At 64.2% G+C, this 19,276-nt stretch carries 19 protein-coding genes and 1 pseudogene; 4 read left to right on the forward strand and 16 right to left on the reverse strand.

Going from position 1 to position 19,276, the window contains the following annotated elements; genetic code table 11:
* Positions 1 to 587 precede the first annotated feature (587 nt).
* The 15 genes and pseudogenes from istB to NFU08_RS15315 form a co-directional block, all read right to left on the reverse strand.
* Positions 588 to 1,406: an IS21-like element helper ATPase IstB gene (gene istB, locus NFU08_RS15245; RefSeq protein ID WP_251424504.1), complete on the reverse strand. Its 819-nt coding sequence runs from the start codon at positions 1,404 to 1,406 to the stop codon at positions 588 to 590.
* Positions 1,403 to 3,079 carry an IS21 family transposase gene (gene istA, locus NFU08_RS15250; RefSeq protein ID WP_251424506.1) on the reverse strand — a complete coding sequence of 559 codons (1,677 nt, stop codon included), beginning with the start codon at positions 3,077 to 3,079 and terminating at the stop codon, positions 1,403 to 1,405. The genes istB and istA overlap by 4 nt, the downstream gene beginning before the upstream one ends.
* Before the next feature lie 405 nt (positions 3,080 to 3,484).
* The gene (locus tag NFU08_RS15255; RefSeq protein WP_251424508.1) at positions 3,485 to 4,015 is read right to left on the reverse strand and encodes a hypothetical protein; all 531 of its coding nucleotides are present in this window, start codon (positions 4,013 to 4,015) and stop codon (positions 3,485 to 3,487) included.
* A gap of 21 nt (positions 4,016 to 4,036) precedes the next feature.
* Positions 4,037 to 7,639 (reverse strand): MobF family relaxase, encoded by a 3,603-nt coding sequence (gene mobF, locus NFU08_RS15260; RefSeq protein ID WP_251424510.1) that lies wholly within the window; start codon positions 7,637 to 7,639, stop codon positions 4,037 to 4,039.
* Complete coding sequence (locus tag NFU08_RS15265) at positions 7,597 to 7,977, reverse strand: hypothetical protein (protein ID WP_251424512.1); 381 nt, start codon at positions 7,975 to 7,977, stop codon at positions 7,597 to 7,599. Before NFU08_RS15265 ends, mobF begins: the two co-directional genes overlap by 43 nt.
* A gap of 720 nt (positions 7,978 to 8,697) precedes the next feature.
* The gene (locus tag NFU08_RS15270; RefSeq protein WP_104443569.1) at positions 8,698 to 9,519 is read right to left on the reverse strand and encodes a cytochrome c oxidase assembly protein; all 822 of its coding nucleotides are present in this window, start codon (positions 9,517 to 9,519) and stop codon (positions 8,698 to 8,700) included.
* Complete coding sequence (locus NFU08_RS15275; RefSeq protein WP_104443570.1) at positions 9,516 to 10,082, reverse strand: DUF2243 domain-containing protein; 567 nt, start codon at positions 10,080 to 10,082, stop codon at positions 9,516 to 9,518. The genes NFU08_RS15270 and NFU08_RS15275 overlap by 4 nt, the downstream gene beginning before the upstream one ends.
* A gap of 66 nt (positions 10,083 to 10,148) precedes the next feature.
* Positions 10,149 to 11,459, reverse strand: a complete 1,311-nt coding sequence (locus NFU08_RS15280) for an MFS transporter (RefSeq protein WP_181039492.1) — start codon at positions 11,457 to 11,459, stop codon at positions 10,149 to 10,151.
* 110 nt (positions 11,460 to 11,569) lie between these two features.
* On the reverse strand, positions 11,570 to 12,982 hold the full coding sequence (locus NFU08_RS15285) for a rhodanese-like domain-containing protein (protein ID WP_104443571.1): 1,413 nt from the start codon (positions 12,980 to 12,982) through the stop codon (positions 11,570 to 11,572).
* A gap of 86 nt (positions 12,983 to 13,068) precedes the next feature.
* A pseudogene (locus NFU08_RS15290) lies at positions 13,069 to 13,478 on the reverse strand (rhodanese-like domain-containing protein).
* 5 nt (positions 13,479 to 13,483) lie between these two features.
* Complete coding sequence (trxA, locus tag NFU08_RS15295) at positions 13,484 to 13,846, reverse strand: thioredoxin (RefSeq protein WP_104443572.1); 363 nt, start codon at positions 13,844 to 13,846, stop codon at positions 13,484 to 13,486.
* A gap of 64 nt (positions 13,847 to 13,910) precedes the next feature.
* Positions 13,911 to 14,207 carry a rhodanese-like domain-containing protein gene (locus tag NFU08_RS15300; RefSeq protein ID WP_104443573.1) on the reverse strand — a complete coding sequence of 99 codons (297 nt, stop codon included), beginning with the start codon at positions 14,205 to 14,207 and terminating at the stop codon, positions 13,911 to 13,913.
* A gap of 30 nt (positions 14,208 to 14,237) precedes the next feature.
* Positions 14,238 to 14,579 carry a rhodanese-like domain-containing protein gene (locus tag NFU08_RS15305; RefSeq protein WP_104443574.1) on the reverse strand — a complete coding sequence of 114 codons (342 nt, stop codon included), beginning with the start codon at positions 14,577 to 14,579 and terminating at the stop codon, positions 14,238 to 14,240.
* Between the two features lie 25 nt (positions 14,580 to 14,604).
* Positions 14,605 to 15,507: a sulfite exporter TauE/SafE family protein gene (locus tag NFU08_RS15310; protein WP_104443575.1), complete on the reverse strand. Its 903-nt coding sequence runs from the start codon at positions 15,505 to 15,507 to the stop codon at positions 14,605 to 14,607.
* Positions 15,507 to 16,127 (reverse strand): rhodanese-like domain-containing protein, encoded by a 621-nt coding sequence (locus NFU08_RS15315; RefSeq protein WP_104443576.1) that lies wholly within the window; start codon positions 16,125 to 16,127, stop codon positions 15,507 to 15,509. Before NFU08_RS15315 ends, NFU08_RS15310 begins: the two co-directional genes overlap by 1 nt.
* Positions 16,128 to 16,250: 123 nt before the next feature.
* Between NFU08_RS15315 and NFU08_RS15320 the strand changes: the two genes are divergently transcribed.
* The 4 genes from NFU08_RS15320 (at position 16,251) to NFU08_RS15335 (ending at position 18,680) form a co-directional block, all read left to right on the forward strand.
* Complete coding sequence (locus NFU08_RS15320; protein ID WP_014920545.1) at positions 16,251 to 16,508, forward strand: metal-sensitive transcriptional regulator; 258 nt, start codon at positions 16,251 to 16,253, stop codon at positions 16,506 to 16,508.
* A 33-nt stretch (positions 16,509 to 16,541) separates the two neighbouring features.
* Positions 16,542 to 16,958 carry a DUF302 domain-containing protein gene (locus NFU08_RS15325; RefSeq protein WP_104443577.1) on the forward strand — a complete coding sequence of 139 codons (417 nt, stop codon included), beginning with the start codon at positions 16,542 to 16,544 and terminating at the stop codon, positions 16,956 to 16,958.
* Between the two features lie 2 nt (positions 16,959 to 16,960).
* Complete coding sequence (locus NFU08_RS15330; RefSeq protein WP_104443578.1) at positions 16,961 to 17,341, forward strand: DsrE family protein; 381 nt, start codon at positions 16,961 to 16,963, stop codon at positions 17,339 to 17,341.
* Between the two features lie 610 nt (positions 17,342 to 17,951).
* Complete coding sequence (locus NFU08_RS15335) at positions 17,952 to 18,680, forward strand: glycosyltransferase family 2 protein (protein ID WP_251424557.1); 729 nt, start codon at positions 17,952 to 17,954, stop codon at positions 18,678 to 18,680.
* 26 nt (positions 18,681 to 18,706) lie between these two features.
* On the opposite strand, the gene idi is transcribed toward NFU08_RS15335, so the two are convergent.
* Positions 18,707 to 19,252: an isopentenyl-diphosphate Delta-isomerase gene (idi, locus tag NFU08_RS15340; RefSeq protein WP_104443580.1), complete on the reverse strand. Its 546-nt coding sequence runs from the start codon at positions 19,250 to 19,252 to the stop codon at positions 18,707 to 18,709.
* Between the last annotated feature and the right edge of the window lie 24 nt (positions 19,253 to 19,276).

Below are 19,276 nucleotides of genomic sequence, written 5' to 3' on the forward strand. Positions count from 1 at the left end.
CGGCCCGGAGCCCGGGAACCCTCAGACAGAGCTTCGCGTCGTGTTTGGAAATGTCCAAACCAGCTGCCCGCTCGTGCACGATATCCATGACTGCTCCTCCTGACCACCCTGAACCAATAATCTGGGCGTCTGCCGCGGGGAGGACAGGGACAAATTCAGGAATCTAACACTCGTGCACCAAGGCAACAATCCACGGTTCCCGTGGAAGCCCTCCGCGCCACGCTAGTCAGCAGGCTCAAACACAGCACCAAGGAAGAACCGGCGTCAACCGTGACAGACACCTCCATGATCCGCCCCGGCATGCGCCCACCGCCACAGACGAAACCCCCGAGGCACGCACAACCTTCTCCCACCACGGCGCGACAGCAGCGCTGGACCGCTAATCAGGAGATGCCGGATTTGATGCAGATGGTTCAGCCAACGGCACAGGGGGAATGACCATTGAGGGTTCGTCCTCCGGGACGCCGGTCTGCACTAGTCGAGGCCTCCGGCGCTTTTGAGGATCGCCGCCACCACGTCCGCTTTGTGGCTGGCCACCAAGAGATCGGAGGCACCGGCAACCGGGAAGCCGGCATGGGTCCAGCGATTTAGCTCGCTGTTTGTTGGTTGAGGGTGTGGGCGAGGCGGTAGGAGTCGGTGCCGGTTTCGATGATGGTTCCGTTGAAGGTCAGCCGGTCCACTATGGCGGCGCAGAGACGTGGGTCGCTGAAGGTTTTGGTCCAGCCGGAGAAGGATTCGTTGGAGGCGATGGCGATGGAGTTTTTCTCTTCTCGCTCGGTGAGGACCTGGAAGAGGAGTTCAGCGCCTCGGCGGTCCAGTTCCATGTAGCCCAGTTCGTCGATGCAAAGCAGATCGACCCGCCCGTAGCGGGCGATGGTCTTTGCCAGGACTTTCTCGTCTGCAGCTTCGACGAGTTCGTTTACGAGCCGGGTGGCGAGGGTGTATTTGACCCTGTAGCCCTTCTCGGCGGCGGTAGTGCCGAGTCCGATGAGCAGGTGGGATTTGCCGGTCCCAGAGTCTCCGATGAGGCAGAGGGGTTGTCCTTTGCGGATCCATTCCCCGGTGGCCAGGGTGTGGATGGTGGCGGGGTTGATGTTCGGGTTTGAATCGAAATCAAAGTCCCCGAGCCATTTGTCCCGGGGAAAGTTTGCGGCTTTCACGCGGCGGATCGAGGAGCGCCGGTCCCTGTCGTCGCACTCGGCCAGCAGCAGCTCGGCCAGGAAGCCCTGGTAGGAGAGTTGTTCCTTCCCGGCGACGGTCAGGGCTTCGTCCAGGACCGCACGAATCGTGGGCAGGCGTAGCCGGCGGCAGGCCTGGTCCACGGCGGCGACCGCGGCCTGCTCGGTCAGGCCGCGCCGCCGGCGCAGGGTCGGGGTGATGGTGGTGGCCGGTGCGGTGGGGCTCATGAGATGTTCTCCTTCGACGCGGTTCCTGCAGGGTGTTCGGTGCGTTTGGCCAGCAGCTCGTCATAGGCATTGACCGAGGGCAGGGGCCGTGTGTCCGGCGGGAGTCCGGCGATGACGGCGGCGGGGTCCATCAGTCGGCGCTGAGTGAGACTGACAACTCGTTGCACTTTCAATTCGCTGTGAGCACCGGGATGACGGTCTGAACTGGCCCCATCCCGGGACGATGTCGCGGCGTGTCTGCGGGCTTCGACCGCGACGACATCTGCGCTGACCGCGCCCACTCCCAGCGCCGCGGTGATCCCTGCATGGATGTCTCCGGCGTCCATCGACCGGTGGAGGAGCATGACGTCGATCAGTTCGCGGGTCCCGTTGGCATCGCCGTTGATCCGGCGGGAGGCGGCCCAGAATGCTTCGTGGGCGGACGTGAACGTCCCGGATTCCCGCGCCCTGGCCAAGGCGGTGGAGCCGGGGAGGGCTCCGGGTTTGGTTTTGAGGACTTCGAGATAGTGATCCAGCTGGACCGATTGACCGGACCGGGCGGCGACTCGCTGATGCCTGGCGGCCACGGTGCGGCCGTCGAACACCACGACCTCGGACGCCCGCAGCGAGACCCGGACCCTCCGGCCGATGAACCGGGCCGGGACGGAGTACTTCACCATCCTGACCGTGATCATCGAGGACCTATCAACTCTGGGGTTCAAGACCAGACCTGGATCAAATTCCTCCGCCGGCAAGGGGGCCAGGAACGGCCGTTCAATCTCGAAGTCCTGACCGATGGTGCGGATCCTGTCATTGATGCGTCGTCCGTCGTCTTGGGCTTCCCATTCGCGGATGCGGTTGTTGAGCTCGTCCAGGGATTGAGCGACAGGCATGGGCGAGAGTCTGTTGCGCCGGAACCGGCCCACTTCTCCTTCAACCCCGCCCTTTTCATGGGCCCCTGCGATGCCGGACTGGCAATAGAAGGGATCGAAGCCGTAGAACGAACGGAACAACACCCACCGGTCGTTCTCCCGGCGTTGCCGGCCCTGCCCGAACACCACCGCGGTGACCGCGCTGGTGAGGTTGTCATAGCGGATGTGTTTGGTGGGGATGCCGCCAAGGACGTTGAAGGCCTCTACGTGCCCTTCGAGAAAGGCTTCCTGGGCCTGGGTCGGGTAGATCCGGTGAATCGCCTTGCCTGAATGCGATAGCCGGAAGACGAACATGTGGCACTTCGTCTTCACGCCGTTCAGCACGACATAGACCTCGCCGAAGTCCACCTCGGCTTCTGCGCCCGGTGCGTGTTCCTGCGGAACAAACACCTCAACGCGGCGTCCGGCCTCCACGTCAATCTGGGCCCGGCGGACTTTTACGTAATCACGGACCGTGGAGTACGACAGCTCCTGCGCACCGTGCTCTTCGGTGAGCCGGGCCAGGATCCTGCGGGCGGTATGACGCTGCTTCCGCGGAGCCGTCGTATCGTCGATCAGCATCGCGTCGATCGCGTCCTTGAACGGCTCTAGCCGCCAGGCCACACCCTGCCTGGGTTTGCGCTCCGGTGGGGCAGCTGAATCCAGTGCCTGCCTCACTGTTCGTCTGTGAACTCCGTGCCGGACCGCCAACGCACGAACAGACAGCCCTTCAACCCGGGCGTCCCTTCGGATCCGTGCGAACAACTCCACTCTCGACTCCATCCAGACCAGCCTTCCGCCGCATCCATCCACTGATGGATCCAACGTTGAAGGTGGGGCCACAAATAACCGTCGCAAGGTGCCCGGCGAGTCATGAAGTGGGGCCAGATATAACCGTCCTACCGGGGCCATCCAAACCTGTCACAGCCACCAGCCACTCGATGAGGCCGTACTTGTGGGTCCACCCAACGGCTTTACCGTAAATTCCGCTGACGTACACAAGCGGACGCCCATACTTCGGGAAATCTCGGATGGGTGCCGGGTCGTCTATCGGCCGGCTTGCTTCGGCGTCCATGCGAATCATGATTCGCTCGACATCTTCAGGGGAGCCGGACTTGATCATGAAGTCATTTTAGAACATACGTTCGAATGTTTGTATCGCCGGAGCGTCCTAACAGGAGATGCCGCTTAGGGGTGCCGGCCCTCCGCGGGTGCCCAAGCTAGGCAGTCCGCGGCTCGAATGAAGTACGTCTCTGGCCACGGTGTGCTGGGCATTACCTGAGCGGGGTCGGGGGCGATGAGCAGGACGGATCCTGGCCATAGTGGTTCGGGTAGTGCCTCTATCCAAGCACGCTGTACGTGGTTGAAGCGGTTCCACATGATGGTGACCCACGCGCCGGTGGGTTGCACCACGTCGACGCTGAGGAGGGTCACCTCTGTCGTGGTCCCGCTGGCCAGCTGAGCGTTGTCAAAGGATCGCCATCTGTTTGCTGCGTTGGCCAGCCAGGTCCGCCGCCGGACGGATCTTTTCCCCCATAACAGCGCCAGCAATAGAACACTCGCCAGCAAAAAGCTGCCAACGATGACCTTCATGACGAGAGGAAGTTCCGTGGCGGCCAAGGCTATGAAAGAGAGGGCAAAGACTATGAAGACAACCGCGGTGGCTAACACTAGTCCGGTTGTCGCTACCTTGGGTCTTACCGCCGGATTGACGACCATTCGCATTACCTCCTTACCAGATTAGAGCTGCCAGCCGGCACTTGTAAGGACGACTTGCTGAGAAAGGGCTGAATCCACAGGTGACTCATCTAGCTGAGCGGCGCCACGGCGACGAGCATTGTTGATTGCTGCATTGATTCGTTCACGCTGGCCCCGTTGCTCCCATTCGTAATCCGCCGGAGACGGGCCCAGGGGGAGGGGAGAGTCCGGCAGCGCCCACCTGTCGCGAAAGACGGCAACGTCACGGACCAGCTGCCAGGTTTTGCCGCTGGTGCTATCTCCGACGGCATCGAGCAAAGCACGTTTCCACTCAGGATCGGTTGTCAGCGCTGCTATACTCACGATCTCCGTCCTTTGGGAGATACGTTCCCTGACCTGCTGAATCATTGCCGCTAAGTCAGGGCGGGGAATGGTGAGCTTTTCAACCAGCGGTTCCTCAACCGCCGTCGTCCTTCCTTTCATGAACCGGCGTAAGCGCATGCTGAGGACAGCGCAACGATCATTGGCCGTGCTAGTTTCCTGGCAGTACTGGCTCAGTATGCGCTCGGTATCCTGCCGGCTGACGGCTGTGGCTTTCCGCCATGCCGCGACAGCTGCGCCCCACGACGGAGATTGTTCGAATTCCTGTGAGGCGCCAAGAGCACGTTCGTCCATCTGCTGCCTAAGATCCAGCCCTGCCGCGATCTGGGCGAGGTAGTCATACTCCGCGTAAAGCCGCTCAAGGCTGTCCGCCTTCCCAAGCTCCGCGTCACGAATCTCGTGGGCGGTCCGCTCAGCGCCTTCCGCAGCGAGTACCTCGCCGAGGATGCCCTGCCATGATAGCTGCAGTGATGGATCGACTGCCGGATGGTCGGCGTCGTCACCTTCGCTGACGTAGGCAAAGTTGCCGGAGCGGCCACGGGTCATGCTCACATACAGCAGCTCGCGGGTGAGCCGGCCCTGAGTGACTACGGTGTGGCCGGTGTCCACCGTGATGCCTTGGGAGCGGTGGGCTGTAGTTGCATAGCCCAGCTCGACGGATGACTCCAGATAGGCTCCGGGGAGTAGGACACTCGCGCCTGTGTCCCGCCGTCGTGCCAGCACCGAGCTGTCGCGACGACTGACCTGTTCGACGTCGAACAGGGTGCCGTTCCTCACGAAATTCCCGTCGCTGTCGACTAGCTTTCGGTTGTTTCCGCGGGCGATGACCGTGTCACCGGATCCCGCCCATAGGCCATCACTGAGTAGCATCGTTTGCTCAGGATTCACCTCGCCCTGCGCCACCCGGTCCGCCTGTGCCCGTTCATTGAGCATGCCGACCGTTTCATTGTCGGCGGCAATGAGGATGGACGACTTTCCTGCTCGGGCATCTGCCTGCCAGGCGAGGTAAGCCTGGTCAGCCATATCCAGGTAGGTGCCATGCCGGATCCTTCCATGGTGCGCGTAGTCGGCGACGGCTGAATAGTCACCCTTCCGAAGCTTCAGCGACGATGCACGCTCCCACTCCTCATGGAATCTCCAGATCGTGCTGAGCCGTGTTGCCTGACCCTGCCGGTCCAGCCAGCCAAGTACACCGCCGGCGTCGATCGCGTCCAGCTGTCCCGGGTCTCCCACAAGGAGGATCTTGGCACCGGCGTCCTGAGCTTGCTGTACGAGAGCCGCGAGCTGGAAAGTCGAGACCATTGACGCTTCATCAACGATGATGAGCTGATTCGCTCGGAAGCACCAGCGTCGCTGGATGGCAGCGAGCTGCGCCGCCTCCTGCGGTAACGCGATGCCCCAGCGCTCGCCAACACGAGCCGTGGTCAGTTGCGACTGCACATTGAAGAAGCGCCCCGCCCTTGAGCTAGCCCCCTGGCCGGCCGACTCGTGCAGCCACTTGGTGACGTTCTCCGTTGCCATACCGAGTTCGCGGCCCAGCACTTCGGCGCTGGCAGCTGCCGGGGCGAGCCCAACAACGCTGCCGGCGCCGTACTCCGCTTCCCATACTGCCTTCACTGCACCCAACGTTGTCGTCTTTCCCGTGCCCGCTGGCCCCACGATGGCGTCCAGTCGGTTGCCGCTCAGGACTACGTCGGCGACCGCGGCGCGCTGGTCGGAGTGAAGCACTCGGCTCTCCGGCTGTTGAACTCGGTCAAGCAGATCCATGATGACGTCGGCGCAGACTGCCGGGCCGCCGCCGTCGTTCCTGGCCGCCATGACCGCGGCCTCGCAGGCGAGCGTGGACGTATCGGTGTAGAGGCGCGATCCGTGAAAGTCGAAAACGCTTCGTGGTCCACGCCGGACGTCTGCCTCGGCGTGGGCGGGGACGGTGTACCGGTAATCATTCAGCGGCACGGACTGCTGCTCGGCCGCGGTGGCGATGGCGTCCATGAGCGAGCTCCTATCCGCCGCCGTGCGGCAACGCAGCTGGGCGCAGACGCGTCCGGCTTCCGCAAGGAGATTCCAGCGGTTCCAAGTGGAGCGTTTGTGAGCGACCCGCACACGTGTCAGGGTTGCGACGGTGGTGATCCAGTCAGGGGTCAAATCAGTGAAGCCAAATGGGGTAATTCTGGAACGGTTAGTCGTTGCCGCGATGACGTCGTCCGGTTGGAATCCTTTGGCACTGGCGCGTGCCTTCCATTCTCTGGATAGCTCGTGCAGGGGCGTGGGGAGCTCGGACTTGGGGACGCGTGTGGCCAGGGTCGCTTGCTGCCGCAGCTTGATGACTGTTGCTGTGCTTGGCGGATGGCCGTGTTCCGTTGTCCACCCCGCGACGAGACGGTCTGTTTCCACGTTGATCAGCCGGGACCGGTTCGAGAACTCGCGGATGAGGTCCTCGTCGATCCCGATGAGCTGCTGGCTGGGGTTGCCCGTGTTGACGACGGGGACGCGGATGTCCGTGTCGCTCCCGAGGTGGCACTGGAGAGCGTCGAATAGGAGGCCGTTGTAGTGTTCGCTGGCAGCGACCGCAGCCTTGTACAGGGTGCGGGAGTCGAGGGTCACCCAGGCGCCGTCGGTGATGCGCTGGATACGGTTGGCAATGACAAGATGCGTGTGAAGTTGAGGGTCGCCGGTGCGGGATTCCCAATGGTCGAACGCGGCGGCGATCGCGCCCATTGTGCCGACGTGGGCGACGCCGTTTCGTCCGGCGCGGGTGTGGATGACGTGCTCTTCCAACCAGGCAAGGGTTGCTTCCACTGCGTGGTGATGGGTGCGCAGGATTTGCTCTTGCATGCTGCGAGGGCTGAGTGCCCAGAGGACTGACACTGACTTCGGCACGCTGAAGGTCAGGTCAAAACCAACGACGGCGTACCTCACCGTTGGCGGACCGGATTTGTTTTCGACGGCGGTGGGTTGGCCGTGCGGGCGGCCCAGCGGAGCGTTGGTGTCCGGATGTACCGCTAAGTCGAACACTGCTTTCGCGTCTGTTTCGGTCACGACGTCGCCGGCACCTCTGTTGATCCCTTGTAGTCCGCTGCCGATCCAGCGGCCTTCAGGCGTCCCGGCTTTCATGTAGTAGGTGGTGGCGTCCGGGGGAGCGGTGGTGAGGTCATCCATCATCGTGGTCTTGAACAGGTAGCGCAGACCTGATTGGGCCGAGAGGCGAGCAATAGACATCGTCATGGCCGCGCCGCTCTTGCCTGGCGCTTGGATGGATGCCATCCGCGGCGGCTGAGGATGTCCAGCGTTGCGGGGTCCAGGGCGACGCCCTTTGCGTTCGCAAGCGAGACCAGCCATGCTGCGAGGTGCGCGAGGTCCTGCACGTTGGTCCGTTGTGCACGCTTCAGCCGGGCTACTTCGAGCTGGAGGACATTGTTGTTTTGACGCATCTCGGAGTTCTCCGCCTCAAGCCGGTCAATCTCACAGGACTGGGAGCGGAGCTTGGACTGGAGAATCTCGACGCGGCGTTGGCAGATCTTCGTTCTAGTTGCCAGCTTGCGCTGCAATGCCTTCAGTTCGTCCTTGACAACTACGGCTCCGGCGTCAGCCGCTACCGGCACGGCGGGTCGGCGGGCAGTTCGACGTATACGATCCCGCTTCCGGTTGCCGCAACGGATTGAACAGAAGCGCTGGATTCTGCGGGAAGGCTCGAAGCCGGCCGCACACTCTTCGCAAATCTTGACGGTCACGAAGGTTCATCAGTCCGGGCCCCGGTTTCGACATGACCAGACGTGAGCTGTCCTGACGCCGATGACCTTGGATGCCAGAGGTGTGAGGAGTTGATGGTGACGGGCAGGTGTGGAGGCAAACGATAACTGTGGCATCGTTATCGACACTGGGCGGTGGAGGATGGGGCCGGACTGCTGAATAGTGCCTCAGCTTCTGGCGCTATTGGCGCAGAGGGAGGACAGGCAGGCTCGGACGCTTAAACCTGCAGCTCGGATTCCTAGTTGCCCAAATGGCAGCTAGGCAGTTGCGCAACGTTGCCCAAATGGCAGCTAGGCAGTTGCGCAACACGCTGTTGCTCAATTGCCAGGCACCCGTCGACAAAGGCTCAACAATCGGGGCGGCCGTCAGGATTGAATCTAAGACTTTCCACTGGGCATGTGCAGAAACTCGCTTACGAACCCTATTCTGACGGACTTTTCAGCGTTTCCTGACGTCAGGTTGAGGTGTTCACCAACTGGGCGAACTCGCGCTCCAAAGGTGCAGGACACTGCCGGCACATGGGGCGCATGAGCGCTGGCGGCCCGGGGTAGGAACGCAGCCGGTGCGCTGCGTCAAGCCGTTCCCGGTACGGTTTCTTGCAGGTTTCGTGGATGCTTGCCGGTTGGGCTGGGGCGCCAGGTGGTGACCATGGCGAAGGCCAGGATCAGTTCGGCGATGTCTCCGGCGTAGTACATCAGTTCCCCGGCCTGGCGGAGCTCCAAGGCGGTGGCTGTGACCTGGACGTACAGGCCGGCGTAGAGCAGTTGGGAGATGATGGCGTGCGCGGCGATCGCTACGCCGAGGATGACGAGTCTGGCCGGGACTGTGGGCCGTCGGGGTGCGGGGTCGGGCCCGGCGATGACCCAGGCGAAGAGGTATCCGGCGAGCAGGAAGTGCATGTGGATGAGCCAGTGCAGGCCCGGCGCCTGCGTTGCTGCGGTGTAGAGCGGGGTGAAGTACAGGACAGCGAGGCCGCCGACGTTCAGGACCAGTGCGGTGACAGGGTGGGCGAGGAGGTGCAGCGGGCGGGATCTGAATGCCCGGCCGATGGTTTTTCCGGTCCGGCGTGGCAGGGAGCGTAGCAGCAGGGTGACCGGCGCCCCCAGGACGAGTCCGATCGGTGCGTACATGCCGATCAGCAGGTGCTGGTACATGTGGGAGGGCAGGCTGCCTGGCGGGTACGGGGCGGTCTGGGGCATCAGGCCCAGGGCGAGGAGCACAGCGCCCGTGACGAAGGCTGTGGTGCGCCAGGGGTTCCAGCCGCGCGGCTCGGTGCTCCGGGCGTAAGCGAGGACCACGTATCCCAGGACGATGAGGACGAGCAGGACCAGCGGCACCCCTGCCTCGAGTGCCCCTGCGCCCTGGTGGGCGTGGGTGTCATGGCCAGGTGTCATCGGCTGCCGGCTGCCGCCCGCCGGTCACCTGCGGCCAGGTCCAGGACCTGGCCGGTGCGCTGCAGCGCCCAGCCGCCAGCGATCAGGAGCACCCCGAAGATCAGGAACAGGATGTCCGCCACCGTCTGGAACTCACCTGTGACGACGTGGTGGATGCCGAGCAGGTGATGGTCCAGGATGCCTTCGGTGACGTTGAAGATCCCCCAGCCGACCAGTACCCAGCCCCAGAGGACTTTCGAGGCCCAGATCCGGCCGCGGGATCCGCGGATCCGGGAGTACAGGATGCCGAGCCCGATGAGTACCGCGAGCCAGGTGATGGTGTGGAAGAACCCGTCCCAGAGGGTGTTCATCTGCAGCCCGTGGACGGTGGTGACCGGGTATGCGCCGATGTCGACGTTTGCGGTCTCGGAGCTGGAGAGCATGTGGTGCCACTGCAGGATCTGGTGCAGCAGGATCCCGTCAACGAACCCGCCAAGCCCGACCCCGAGAATGATCCCGGGAAGGGTGATCGCTTTGGGCGCGGTTTCGTGATTCCTGTCAGGTGTTGCTGCTGGGTTTGACATGTTCGCTCCGTTCTCATCGTTTGGGTAATCCTCGGAGTTGCACCCACTGTTTACACAGTATGCTTACTATCTTTCGGGGTCCACGCCTTTGTCCGTCTGACCTGCGGGGATATTGTGGTCGGTTCCGCGCATCCGGAGGGCGACCAGGACCCCCGAGGCGACGGTGAGGGCAGCGACTGCTGTGACGGCTGCCGGGATGCCGTAGACATCGGCGATGAGGCCGGAGAGCAGGGCGCCTACAGCGAAGCCCCCGTCGCGCCATAACCGGTAGATCCCGACTGAGCGGGCCCGCCAGGCAGGGTGGGCAACGTCGCCGATAGCGGCCAGCAGTGTGGGGTAGACCATGGCCGTTCCGGCGCCGAGCAGGATGACGGCGGCGAACCAGGTTCCGAAGTCTTCTCCTGCGGCGATCAGGGCCAGGGCCAGGGCTTGAACGAGCATGCCCCCGGCGATGAGCGGTTTGCGGCCGATCCGGTCCGAGAGGGGGCCGGTGATCAGTTGCCCGGCGCCCCAGACGGCAGGGTAGACGGCGGCGAGGATGCCGATAAGTTCGATGCTGAGCCCTGCTGCGGCGAACAGGACGGGGAACAGGCCCCAGGCCAGCCCGTCGTTGAGGTTATTGACCAGGCCGGCCTGGCTGACGGAGGACAGGGATTTGTCGCGGAAGCTGGTCAGGGTGAAGACGTCCCGGTTGCTCAGCCCCCCATGACTGCCGGCATGGACCGGGACATGGGTAGCAGCTTCGGCTTTGGCATGGTGGTGGGTTTCCCGGACGGTCAGGACTGAGAGTCCGAGGCCGACGGCGATGAAGGCGGCACCGAGGAGGAAGGGACCTGGACGCAAACCGTAGGTTGAAGCGATGTAGCCGGTGGCCAGCGCAGTGCCCGCAACGCCGAGGTAGCCGGCAGCTTCGTTGAGCCCCATGGCCAGGCCGCGGCGTTCGGGACCGACGAGATCCATTTTCATCATGACTGTGGTGGACCAGGTCAGGCCCTGGCTGACGCCCAGGACGACGTTGGCCGCGACGATCCACCCCCAGGAAGGGGCGAAGATCAGCAGCAGCGGCACGGGGAGGGCGATAAGCCAACCAGCGACCAGGACGGGTTTGCGGCCGTAGCGGTCCGAGAAGGTTCCGGCGAAGTAGTTGGTGGCAGCTTTGGCCAGCCCGAACGCCGCGATGTACGTCAGGGCGGCCGTGTACTGGCCCACGCCAAAGACTTGGTCCGCAAGCAGCGGCAGCACGGTGCGCTCCTGGCCCAGGGTGGCGCCCACCAGGGCGTTCACTGCCACCAGCAGCATGAACTGCGCCAGATTTTGCCGCAGGCCCAGCACGACACCGACGGAGTCCAGTGTCCTTCCCGTCTTTGTTCTGGCCATTCCGTGATGCTCGCTTTCGTGCCGGGGACATAAAGATGCCCGGACGCGGGGGGGACGCGTCCGGGCGGGCCCGGGCAGGAGGGGGGTCCTGCCCGGGCGGTCTTAGGGGTTTACTTTGCTGACACGGCGTTCTGTCGGGTCTGCTGGAAGGCGTCCCAGGCGGCGTAGCTGCCGTCGAGTTCGACGACGTCGTACCCGGCCCGGCGCAGGGCGCTGGCTGCCACCGAGTTCCGCACGCCCGACTGGCAGTAGGTCACGATGGTTCCGTCCGTGGGGAGCTTGTCCAAGTGCCACATAACCCGGCCGCCGCTGAGCTGGTACGAGCCGGGGATGTTCCCGGCGATGTGTTCGCTGCGGTTACGGACGTCCACGACCATCGCGGCGTCAAAACCCTGCAGCTCTTCCGGCTGGATCAGCTTCGGGGTGGTCACGGGGAGCCCTTCGATGCTGGTGACGTAACCGGCGACATTATCGATGCCGACCCGGACCAAGTGGTCCCACATGTCCATGGCCTGCTCCTGGTCTGCCGCGAGCAGCACCAGCGGGTTCTTGTCCGTCTCGGGGTTCACTACCCAGGCGCCGTAGCTGGCCACGGACTTCCCGGCCGGTACGTTCAGGGAACGGGCTACCGTTCCTTCGTGGACCTCGCTGTTGGGCCGGGTGTCAATGAACGTGACCTTGTCCGCCGCCAGGTCCTTTGCGACGTCAGCGGTGTCCAGTTCCTCGAGCGGAGCGCGTTCTCCCATGACGGCGGGGCCTTCACGGTTTTCGCGCTTCATCCGGCCGAAGTAGGCGTGCGCGTCGGGCTGGCCGTCGAGGAGCTCATCGATGAAGCCCTGCTCGTCGTTGGCGGCGAGGTAGGGGCCCCACCAGGAGTAGAGCCGCTCGTAGCCAACCGTGGAGGACGGGATGGCACCGAGGGCCTTGCCGCAGGCGCTGCCGGCGCCGTGCGCCGGGTGGACCTGGACGTAGTCCGGCAGCGTCAGGAACTTGTCCCGCAGGCTGGCGAACAGCTGCTTGGCGCCTTCGAAGCGGGTGTCGATGCCGCCGGCTGCCTCGTCCAGCAGGTCCGGCCGGCCCAGGTCCCCGGAGAAGACGAAGTCACCCGAGAGCAGGTAACCGGGCTGGTCGCTAAAGGCACCGTCGGTGACCAGGAAGGACAGGTGCTCGGGGGTGTGGCCCGGGGTGTGCACTGCCTGGATGCTGATGTTGCCGATGGTGATCTTATCGCCGTCGTAAAGGCGTTCGCCGTCGAATTCGTACTGCCAGTCCGGCCCGCCCTCACCGGAGACGTAGATCTTCGCGCCGGTGGCAGCGGCGAGTTCGCGCGTGCCGGACAGGTAGTCGGCGTGGATGTGGGTTTCGGTAACGGCCACGATCTTCATGCCGTTCTTTTCAGCCAGGTCCTGGTAGACCGCGATGTCGCGGCGGCCGTCAACGACGATGGCGGTGCCGTTGGCCTGGCAACCGATCAGGTAGCTGGCCTGGGCGAGGTCTTCATCGTAAATGCGCTCGATAAGCATCTGGTGATCTCCTTCGGTTGAAAGGGGTTTGGAGGTTTGTTCTGAATCCAGATACCCCGGGGGGTATCGCACAAGTGGACTGGGGCCTAGGTGTTTTTCCTGCGGAGCAGCCGGTGGAGGAGCCTGCGCAGGCCGGCCGGGGCATGGCCCGGCTGTTGTCGCGACGGGACTTCCGGGGTGGGTTGATAGGTGACGGGGTGGCCGTTGCGGTACCACTCGGTGATCCCGCCGGCCACATTGACGGCCTGGTATCCGCGGTCGGTAAGGATCCGTGCGGCCTGGCTGCTGCGTTTTCCTGACCCGCACATGAGGTAAAGCGTGCCGCCGGGGAGGTCGGCAAGCCGGGAGGGCATTCGTCCAGGGGAATGTTCAGGCTACCCGGGACGTGTGCGGTCGCATGCTCTTCCCTGCTCCGAACGTCCACCAGTGTTGCCTGGGGCCACACTGTGGCGAGTTCGCCTGCCGAGACAGTGCGGTACGCAAGGTCCCCTGGCATTGCCGTCACACGCTTTGGGGGCCGGCCTGGGCGCGGAGTTCGTTCATGTCAACGTTCTTGACGGCCTGGATGACTTCTTCGAGGCCGGTGGCGTTGAGAGCGCCGGGCTGGGAGAAGACCAGGGTCTTGTCCTTGAAGGCCATCAGGGTGGGGATGGAGGTGATGTTCGCTGCTGCGGCAAGTGCCTGTTCGGCTTCGGTGTCCACCTTGGCAAAGGTGATGTCCGGGTGGCGCTCTGCCGCGGCCCCGTAGGTGGGGGCGAACATGCGGCAGGGGCCGCACCATGCTGCCCAGAAGTCAATGAAGACGATCTCGTTGCTCTCCAGGGTCTCGGCAAAGCTTTTTTCGGTGAGGTCGATGGTTGCCATCGTCTTTCGTGTCCTTTCGGGAGTTGTCTTGGTCTGCGTGTGCGTGTGCGCCGAGCGGTAAGGCTTAAGTCGTGGGGAGGCCGGCGCGGGTCCAGGCGATCATGCCGCCGGCCATGGTGTCGGCGGTGTAGCCGGCTCCGTTGAGGGCGTCGGCCACGCGGGCTGAACGGTTGCCGCTGCGGCAGACGGCGATGACGGGCACTGCGGGGTCCAGTTCGGAAAGGCGTGCCTGCAGCTGGCCCATGGGGATGTGCAGTGAGCCGGGGATCATGCCTTCGGCGACCTCGAAGTCCTCGCGGACATCGAGGATGCGGGCGGTGGCACGGCGCTGGTCGGCCTCGGTGATGTTGATTTCAGCCATGGGATTCTCCTTCGAAATAGTGGGCTGTTGCTAGCGGACGGGTTCGCCGGCCGAGCGCCAGGCGCCCATGCCGCCGCGCAGGGAGTAGGCCTCGTACCCCTGGGAAGCGAGGAGCCGGGCCGCTGAAGCGGAGCGGACCCCAGACTGGCACATGGCTATCACTGCCCGGTTCTTATTGATTCCGGCGGTGCCGGTCTGCAGCCGGTCCAGCGGAATGTGCTTGGCCTGGGGTGCCCTTCCGGTACGCCATTCCTGTGCGGAGCGGACGTCGACCAGCGCGGCGCCTGAGGACAGGAGGTCCTTGGCCTCAGCTACTGAGACCGTTGTGTAGGGCTTGCTGAACGCTTTTTTCAGGGAGCTGATGAGGCCCATGATGTTCTCCTTGGTGGTGGCGGGTTTAGACGGGTGAGGGTATCTTGCTGCGGGGGCCGGTGCGGTTGCGCAGGGGGCAGGAGCTGATGAAGAACCAGCAGATGCCGGCCGTTGCTGCGGCGAGGGCTGCGACTCCGGCTGCGATGAACCAGCGCAGGTCTGCCGGTGCCTGCTGAATGAGGACGAAGGTTCCCATGGCCAGGACGAACCAGCCGAAGGCTTTGCGTAGGGCGGCTTCCGGGATGCGGCCTGCCAGCTTTGAACCGATCAGGCTGCCAACGATCGCGGCGGCCGTAACGCCGAGGGTGATGCCCCAGTCGAGCTGGACGGTGGTGAGATATCCGGCGAGCCCGGCGAAGGACTTCATGGCAATGACCACCAGGGAGGTGCCCACGGCGACGGACATCGGCAGGCCGCCCAAGAGTGCCAGGGCCGGGACCACGAGGAATCCGCCGCCCGCGCCGACCAGGCCGGTAATGAGCCCGACAACGGCCCCGTCCAGCAGCACCCTGCCCAGGGGCAGTTCATGCTTGACCGGTGCGGCGCCGTCGTCGTTCTTCTTCTTCTTCCGGCCGCGGAGCATGGCCACGGACGTGGCCACCATCATGATGGCGAAGGCGATGAGCAGGATCTGGCCGGGAATGTGCCCGCCCAATAGGCCGCCGATGAACGCGCCGGCCATGCCGGCCGCACCGAAGATCAGGCCGGTTCGCCACATCACCCTTCCCCCGCGGGCGTGGCTGATCACGCTGACCGCGGACGTGATGCCGACGACGAACAGGGACGCAGCGATGGCTTCCTTGGCCTCAAACCCGGCCACATACACCAGGATCGGGACCGTCAGGATCGATCCACCGCCGCCCAGCACGCCGAGCGAGAGTCCGATGACTACCGACAGGGCGAGAACCAGGACGAGGGTGAGGGTCATTAGGCTGCGGCTTCCGTGCTCTTGTTGCTGACGGCGGGCAGGGCGAGGATGGCGCTTTCGCGGGTGGGTTCCTTGGCGGCCTTGTTCCACGGCATGGCCGAGATGGCCTTGCCCATGGCGCAGGTGTTGGTGGCGGCAGAGAAGGTCAGGCCCGTGCCGATGACCCCGGCAAGGGTCCGGATCTTCGGGGAGACGAACTTGCCGCCGGCCAGGCCCAGGACCACCAGGGAACCGGCCACAAGGCGGACCTGCCGTTCAAGGTCCCAGCGGTCCTTGCCCTTCACGACGTCCCCGCCGGCGGCGGCGAAGCCGGGTGCGCCGCCGGTCAGCACGTAGGCGGTCTCGATTCCGGCCTTGGCAAGGCGCTGGCGTGCCTGCTCGGCGCGCACGCCGGACTGGCAGACCAGGACTACACGGGAGCCGAGACGGGCGGCGAGCTCATCGGTGTGCTCGGACAAGAGCGGCAGCGGCACGTTGTAGGAGCCGCGGATGTGCATGGACTCGAACTCAGCGGCGGAGCGGACGTCGATCACCACGAGGTCCTGGTGCTCTTTGAACCAGGACTGGAGGGTTTCAGGAGCAAGGGCGGTGACGGCCGGTGCCGTGGAAGGGGAAGTCATGTGCTGGCCTCTCGGAAGGGGGAAGGTGAATACCCCACCGAGTATTACAGATACCCCCCGGGGTAGTCAAAACACCCTAGGGGGTATAGAATCGATATAAGCCCCCAATATTTGGAGAAACCCGTGGAACTCAATCCCTCTGAACTGACCCCAGTCATCAACCGCCTGAAGCGCGCCCAGGGCCAGCTGTCCGCTGTCACCCGCATGCTTGAAGAAGGCCGGGACTGCAAGGACGTCGTGACCCAGCTCGCCGCCGTATCGAAGGCGCTGGACCGGGCCGGGTTCGCCATCATCGCCACTGGCCTTGAGCAGTGCATTGTCCAAAAAGACGCAACGATGGACAAGAAGGACCTGGAGAAGCTCTTCCTCTCCCTCGCCTAACCAGACCTGTTGTCGATCAGTCCAAGGAGAACCATGACGTACACCCTGACCGCCACCGTTGACCTTCCATGGGCCGAGGCCCTGGACCGCACCCGGGATGCCCTGTCCGCCCAGGGGTTCGGGATCCTCACCGAGATCAACGTCCGTTCCACCTTCGAGGCCAAGCTTGGCGCCGAAGCCGCGGACGCGGTCGGGGACTACGTCATTCTCGGGGCCTGCAACCCGGCCCTGGCCAGCCGCGCCCTCGCTGCGGAACCGGAAATCGGCGCGCTGCTGCCGTGCAATGTCGTGGTGCGCCGGGGCAAGGATGCAGAGATAACCACGGTGGAAGCCATTGACCCGCAGACCATGGTCCAGCTCAGCGGCGCCCCGTCAGTCAAAGAAGTAGCCGACGACGCCGGGACCCGCCTTCGAAAAGCCCTCGCCGACCTGGGCGAAGCGGCGAAGTAGGGATGTCCGCGAACGCAACGGTTCCGGAGGCTGTGCAGGCCCAACCCGGACTGCTCATCCATTCCGCGGGTCCGCTCGAGGAGGATGCCCTGGCCGCCATCCTGCGCAGTGCCGCCAACGCCCGTGCCGCGCTCGGCCAGGGAGCCAGCATTGAAGTGGTGGTCCAGGGGCCAGGGGTTAAGCTCCTTGCCAAAAATTCAGCCGCCACTGAGGCCATCACCAACGCCGGACAGCTGCACGTGGGCATCCTCGCCTGCGGCAACAGCATGCGCTCATCAGGCATGGACGACGAAGACCTGGCCCCGGGCGTGGGCACGGTGCCCGCAGCCATCGCCCACCTGGCCCGGCGCCAATGGGACGGCTGGGCCTACGCCAGGCTGTAGCTTTGGTCCTTTGTCCATAGCTGGGGTCAATTCAGGCTATCCACGGCTGGAAATTGCGAGCCGTTAGGGTAGCTCCCTAGCAGCAGTAGCCGTGGATAACCTATGAGAATTGTCCCCGGCTATGGGCGGGGCGAGCTGTTCGGAGGACAAGCAAGGAGCCGTGTGTCAGCTTTGGGTGTACCTCAGCTGGCAGATGGTTTTGCCATCGGTAAAGGGCAGTTTCCTCGTTGCTTCTTTGACCGCTGCCACCTGGAGGTCCCGGGCCTGTGCCGACTCGTTTGATTAGTCAGTTATGCCGGAGTTTGAATGAACGAATGCCTCACCATTCTGCACGCGCTAGACGGAGTTCCTGAATTTCTTAGGGTTGCTGCAGCTATGGTTTTCTCATGAAGGCCACCTGTGCGCTGGTTCTCGTGCCGCCCTCAATCGAGTTAAGTGGGCCGCAGTTTTTTTCGGAGGGTAATGCGGCCTTCGGTTGCACCTTTGTCCCCATCGGGGGCCTGTCGGTGGGCATGGTGCTGCAGGACGTTACCGTCAGGGATGACGGGTTTCGTGCCAGCCTGCGAGGCGAAAACGTCGGGCTCTTCCCGTGAATCTGTCCCTGTCCGTCGTGATTCCGTGCAAGGACGACGCAGGTCCCTTGTCCCGGTGCCTTGAAGCGCTCAAGGCACAAACGGTGGCTCCACTGGAGGTCATCGTGGTGGACAACAACTCAAGCGATGACAGCGCGCGGGTAGCGGCCGGGTATGGTGCACGGGTGTTCAGCGAGACAGCACCGGGGATCGCTGCCGCTGCTTCCACCGGTTACGATGCCGCCCTTGGGGACGTGATTGTCCGCTGCGATGCCGACACGCTTCCGCCATGCGATTGGCTGGAACGCATCGCCCACCGCTTCACTCTCGATTCGGACGTGGCGCTCCTGACCGGCCCGGGTGACTTTTACGACGCCGGTCCGGTCAGGGCCCGGCTTGCCGGGCTCGGCTATATGCAGGCCTATTTCCTCTTCATGGGCGCCGCCATGGGCCGTTGGCCACCTTTCGGCTCGAACTCTGCGTTCCGGCGTGCGGACTGGGTAAAGGTCCGCCACCGGATCCATCGCCACGATCCAAACGTGCACGACGACGTCGACCTCGGCTTTGTCCTCGCGCCCGCCCAACGCACCGCGTATGACCGCCGGCTGCGGGTCGGTATCTCGGCGCGTTCCCTTGCAGGAGGTGCCGCCGGCCGCCGACGGCTGCGCCGCGCGTTCCACACACTGGCCCTGCACTGGCGCGAGGTGCCGCCCTGGGAGCGCTGGCGCCGGACCCTCAGTGTGGGACGGGACCGTCGTCGGACATGACATCCGCGGTGACCACCAGTAGTGAATCACTGCATCGTGGGGCCAAACTGTTCTGGGTAGAGCAGAGGCAACTGGAGGGTCAGCCACGGGCTGAAGGCCCAGGGGGCCGCAGCGACGGCGGCGGTGACCTGCAGCGGATCTACCCACCGCCACTCCATCACCTCGTCATCGCTGGGATCCAAGAGGGACGCTGCGCGCGCTGTGTAGACGGGGCAGATTTCGTTCTCGACCACTCCTGATGCGTCCACAGCCCGGTAACGGAAGTCCGGCAGGCGGAGCTCCACGCATTCGAGCCGTAGTCCAAGCTCTTGCTCAGCGCGGCGCGCCACCGCGTCTTCGGTTGCCTCGCCCGGGTAGGGGTGCCCGCAAAAGGAGTTGGTCCAGACACCGGGCCACGTCCGCTTCGACAAAGCGCGCCGGGTGATGAGGAGGCGGCCTTCGTCGTTGTACACATGTGTCGAAAAGGCCAGATGCAGCGGCGTGGACGCGGAGTGAACCGTGGCCTTCTCCTGGGCGCCGACAGGTGTTCCGTCTTCGGCCGCCAGAACAACAAGCTCTGCACCGCGGTTCATTTCCCTCCAATGGTTCGCCCGTGT

Origin of the sequence: Pseudarthrobacter sp. NCCP-2145, from assembly GCF_023708005.1 — a bacterium.
Lineage (GTDB): Bacteria > Actinomycetota > Actinomycetes > Actinomycetales > Micrococcaceae > Arthrobacter > Arthrobacter oxydans.

Bases quoted from the DNA above. Each gene is read 5' to 3' on its own strand.
- istB (WP_251424504.1), bottom strand. From the start codon at position 1,406: ATGAGCCCCACCGCACCGGCCACCACCATCACCCCGACCCTGCGCCGG.
- istA (WP_251424506.1), bottom strand. From the start codon at position 3,079: ATGGAGTCGAGAGTGGAGTTGTTCGCACGGATCCGAAGGGACGCCCGG.
- NFU08_RS15255 (WP_251424508.1), bottom strand. From the start codon at position 4,015: ATGGTCGTCAATCCGGCGGTAAGACCCAAGGTAGCGACAACCGGACTA.
- mobF (WP_251424510.1), bottom strand. From the start codon at position 7,639: ATGGCATCCATCCAAGCGCCAGGCAAGAGCGGCGCGGCCATGACGATG.
- NFU08_RS15270 (WP_104443569.1), bottom strand. From the start codon at position 9,519: ATGACACCTGGCCATGACACCCACGCCCACCAGGGCGCAGGGGCACTC.
- NFU08_RS15275 (WP_104443570.1), bottom strand. From the start codon at position 10,082: ATGTCAAACCCAGCAGCAACACCTGACAGGAATCACGAAACCGCGCCC.
- NFU08_RS15280 (WP_181039492.1), bottom strand. From the start codon at position 11,459: ATGGCCAGAACAAAGACGGGAAGGACACTGGACTCCGTCGGTGTCGTG.
- NFU08_RS15285 (WP_104443571.1), bottom strand. From the start codon at position 12,982: ATGCTTATCGAGCGCATTTACGATGAAGACCTCGCCCAGGCCAGCTAC.
- trxA (WP_104443572.1), bottom strand. From the start codon at position 13,846: ATGGCAACCATCGACCTCACCGAAAAAAGCTTTGCCGAGACCCTGGAG.
- NFU08_RS15300 (WP_104443573.1), bottom strand. From the start codon at position 14,207: ATGGCTGAAATCAACATCACCGAGGCCGACCAGCGCCGTGCCACCGCC.
- NFU08_RS15305 (WP_104443574.1), bottom strand. From the start codon at position 14,579: ATGGGCCTCATCAGCTCCCTGAAAAAAGCGTTCAGCAAGCCCTACACA.
- NFU08_RS15310 (WP_104443575.1), bottom strand. From the start codon at position 15,507: ATGACCCTCACCCTCGTCCTGGTTCTCGCCCTGTCGGTAGTCATCGGA.
- NFU08_RS15315 (WP_104443576.1), bottom strand. From the start codon at position 16,127: ATGACTTCCCCTTCCACGGCACCGGCCGTCACCGCCCTTGCTCCTGAA.
- NFU08_RS15325 (WP_104443577.1), top strand. From the start codon at position 16,542: ATGACGTACACCCTGACCGCCACCGTTGACCTTCCATGGGCCGAGGCC.
- NFU08_RS15330 (WP_104443578.1), top strand. From the start codon at position 16,961: ATGTCCGCGAACGCAACGGTTCCGGAGGCTGTGCAGGCCCAACCCGGA.
- idi (WP_104443580.1), bottom strand. From the start codon at position 19,252: ATGAACCGCGGTGCAGAGCTTGTTGTTCTGGCGGCCGAAGACGGAACA.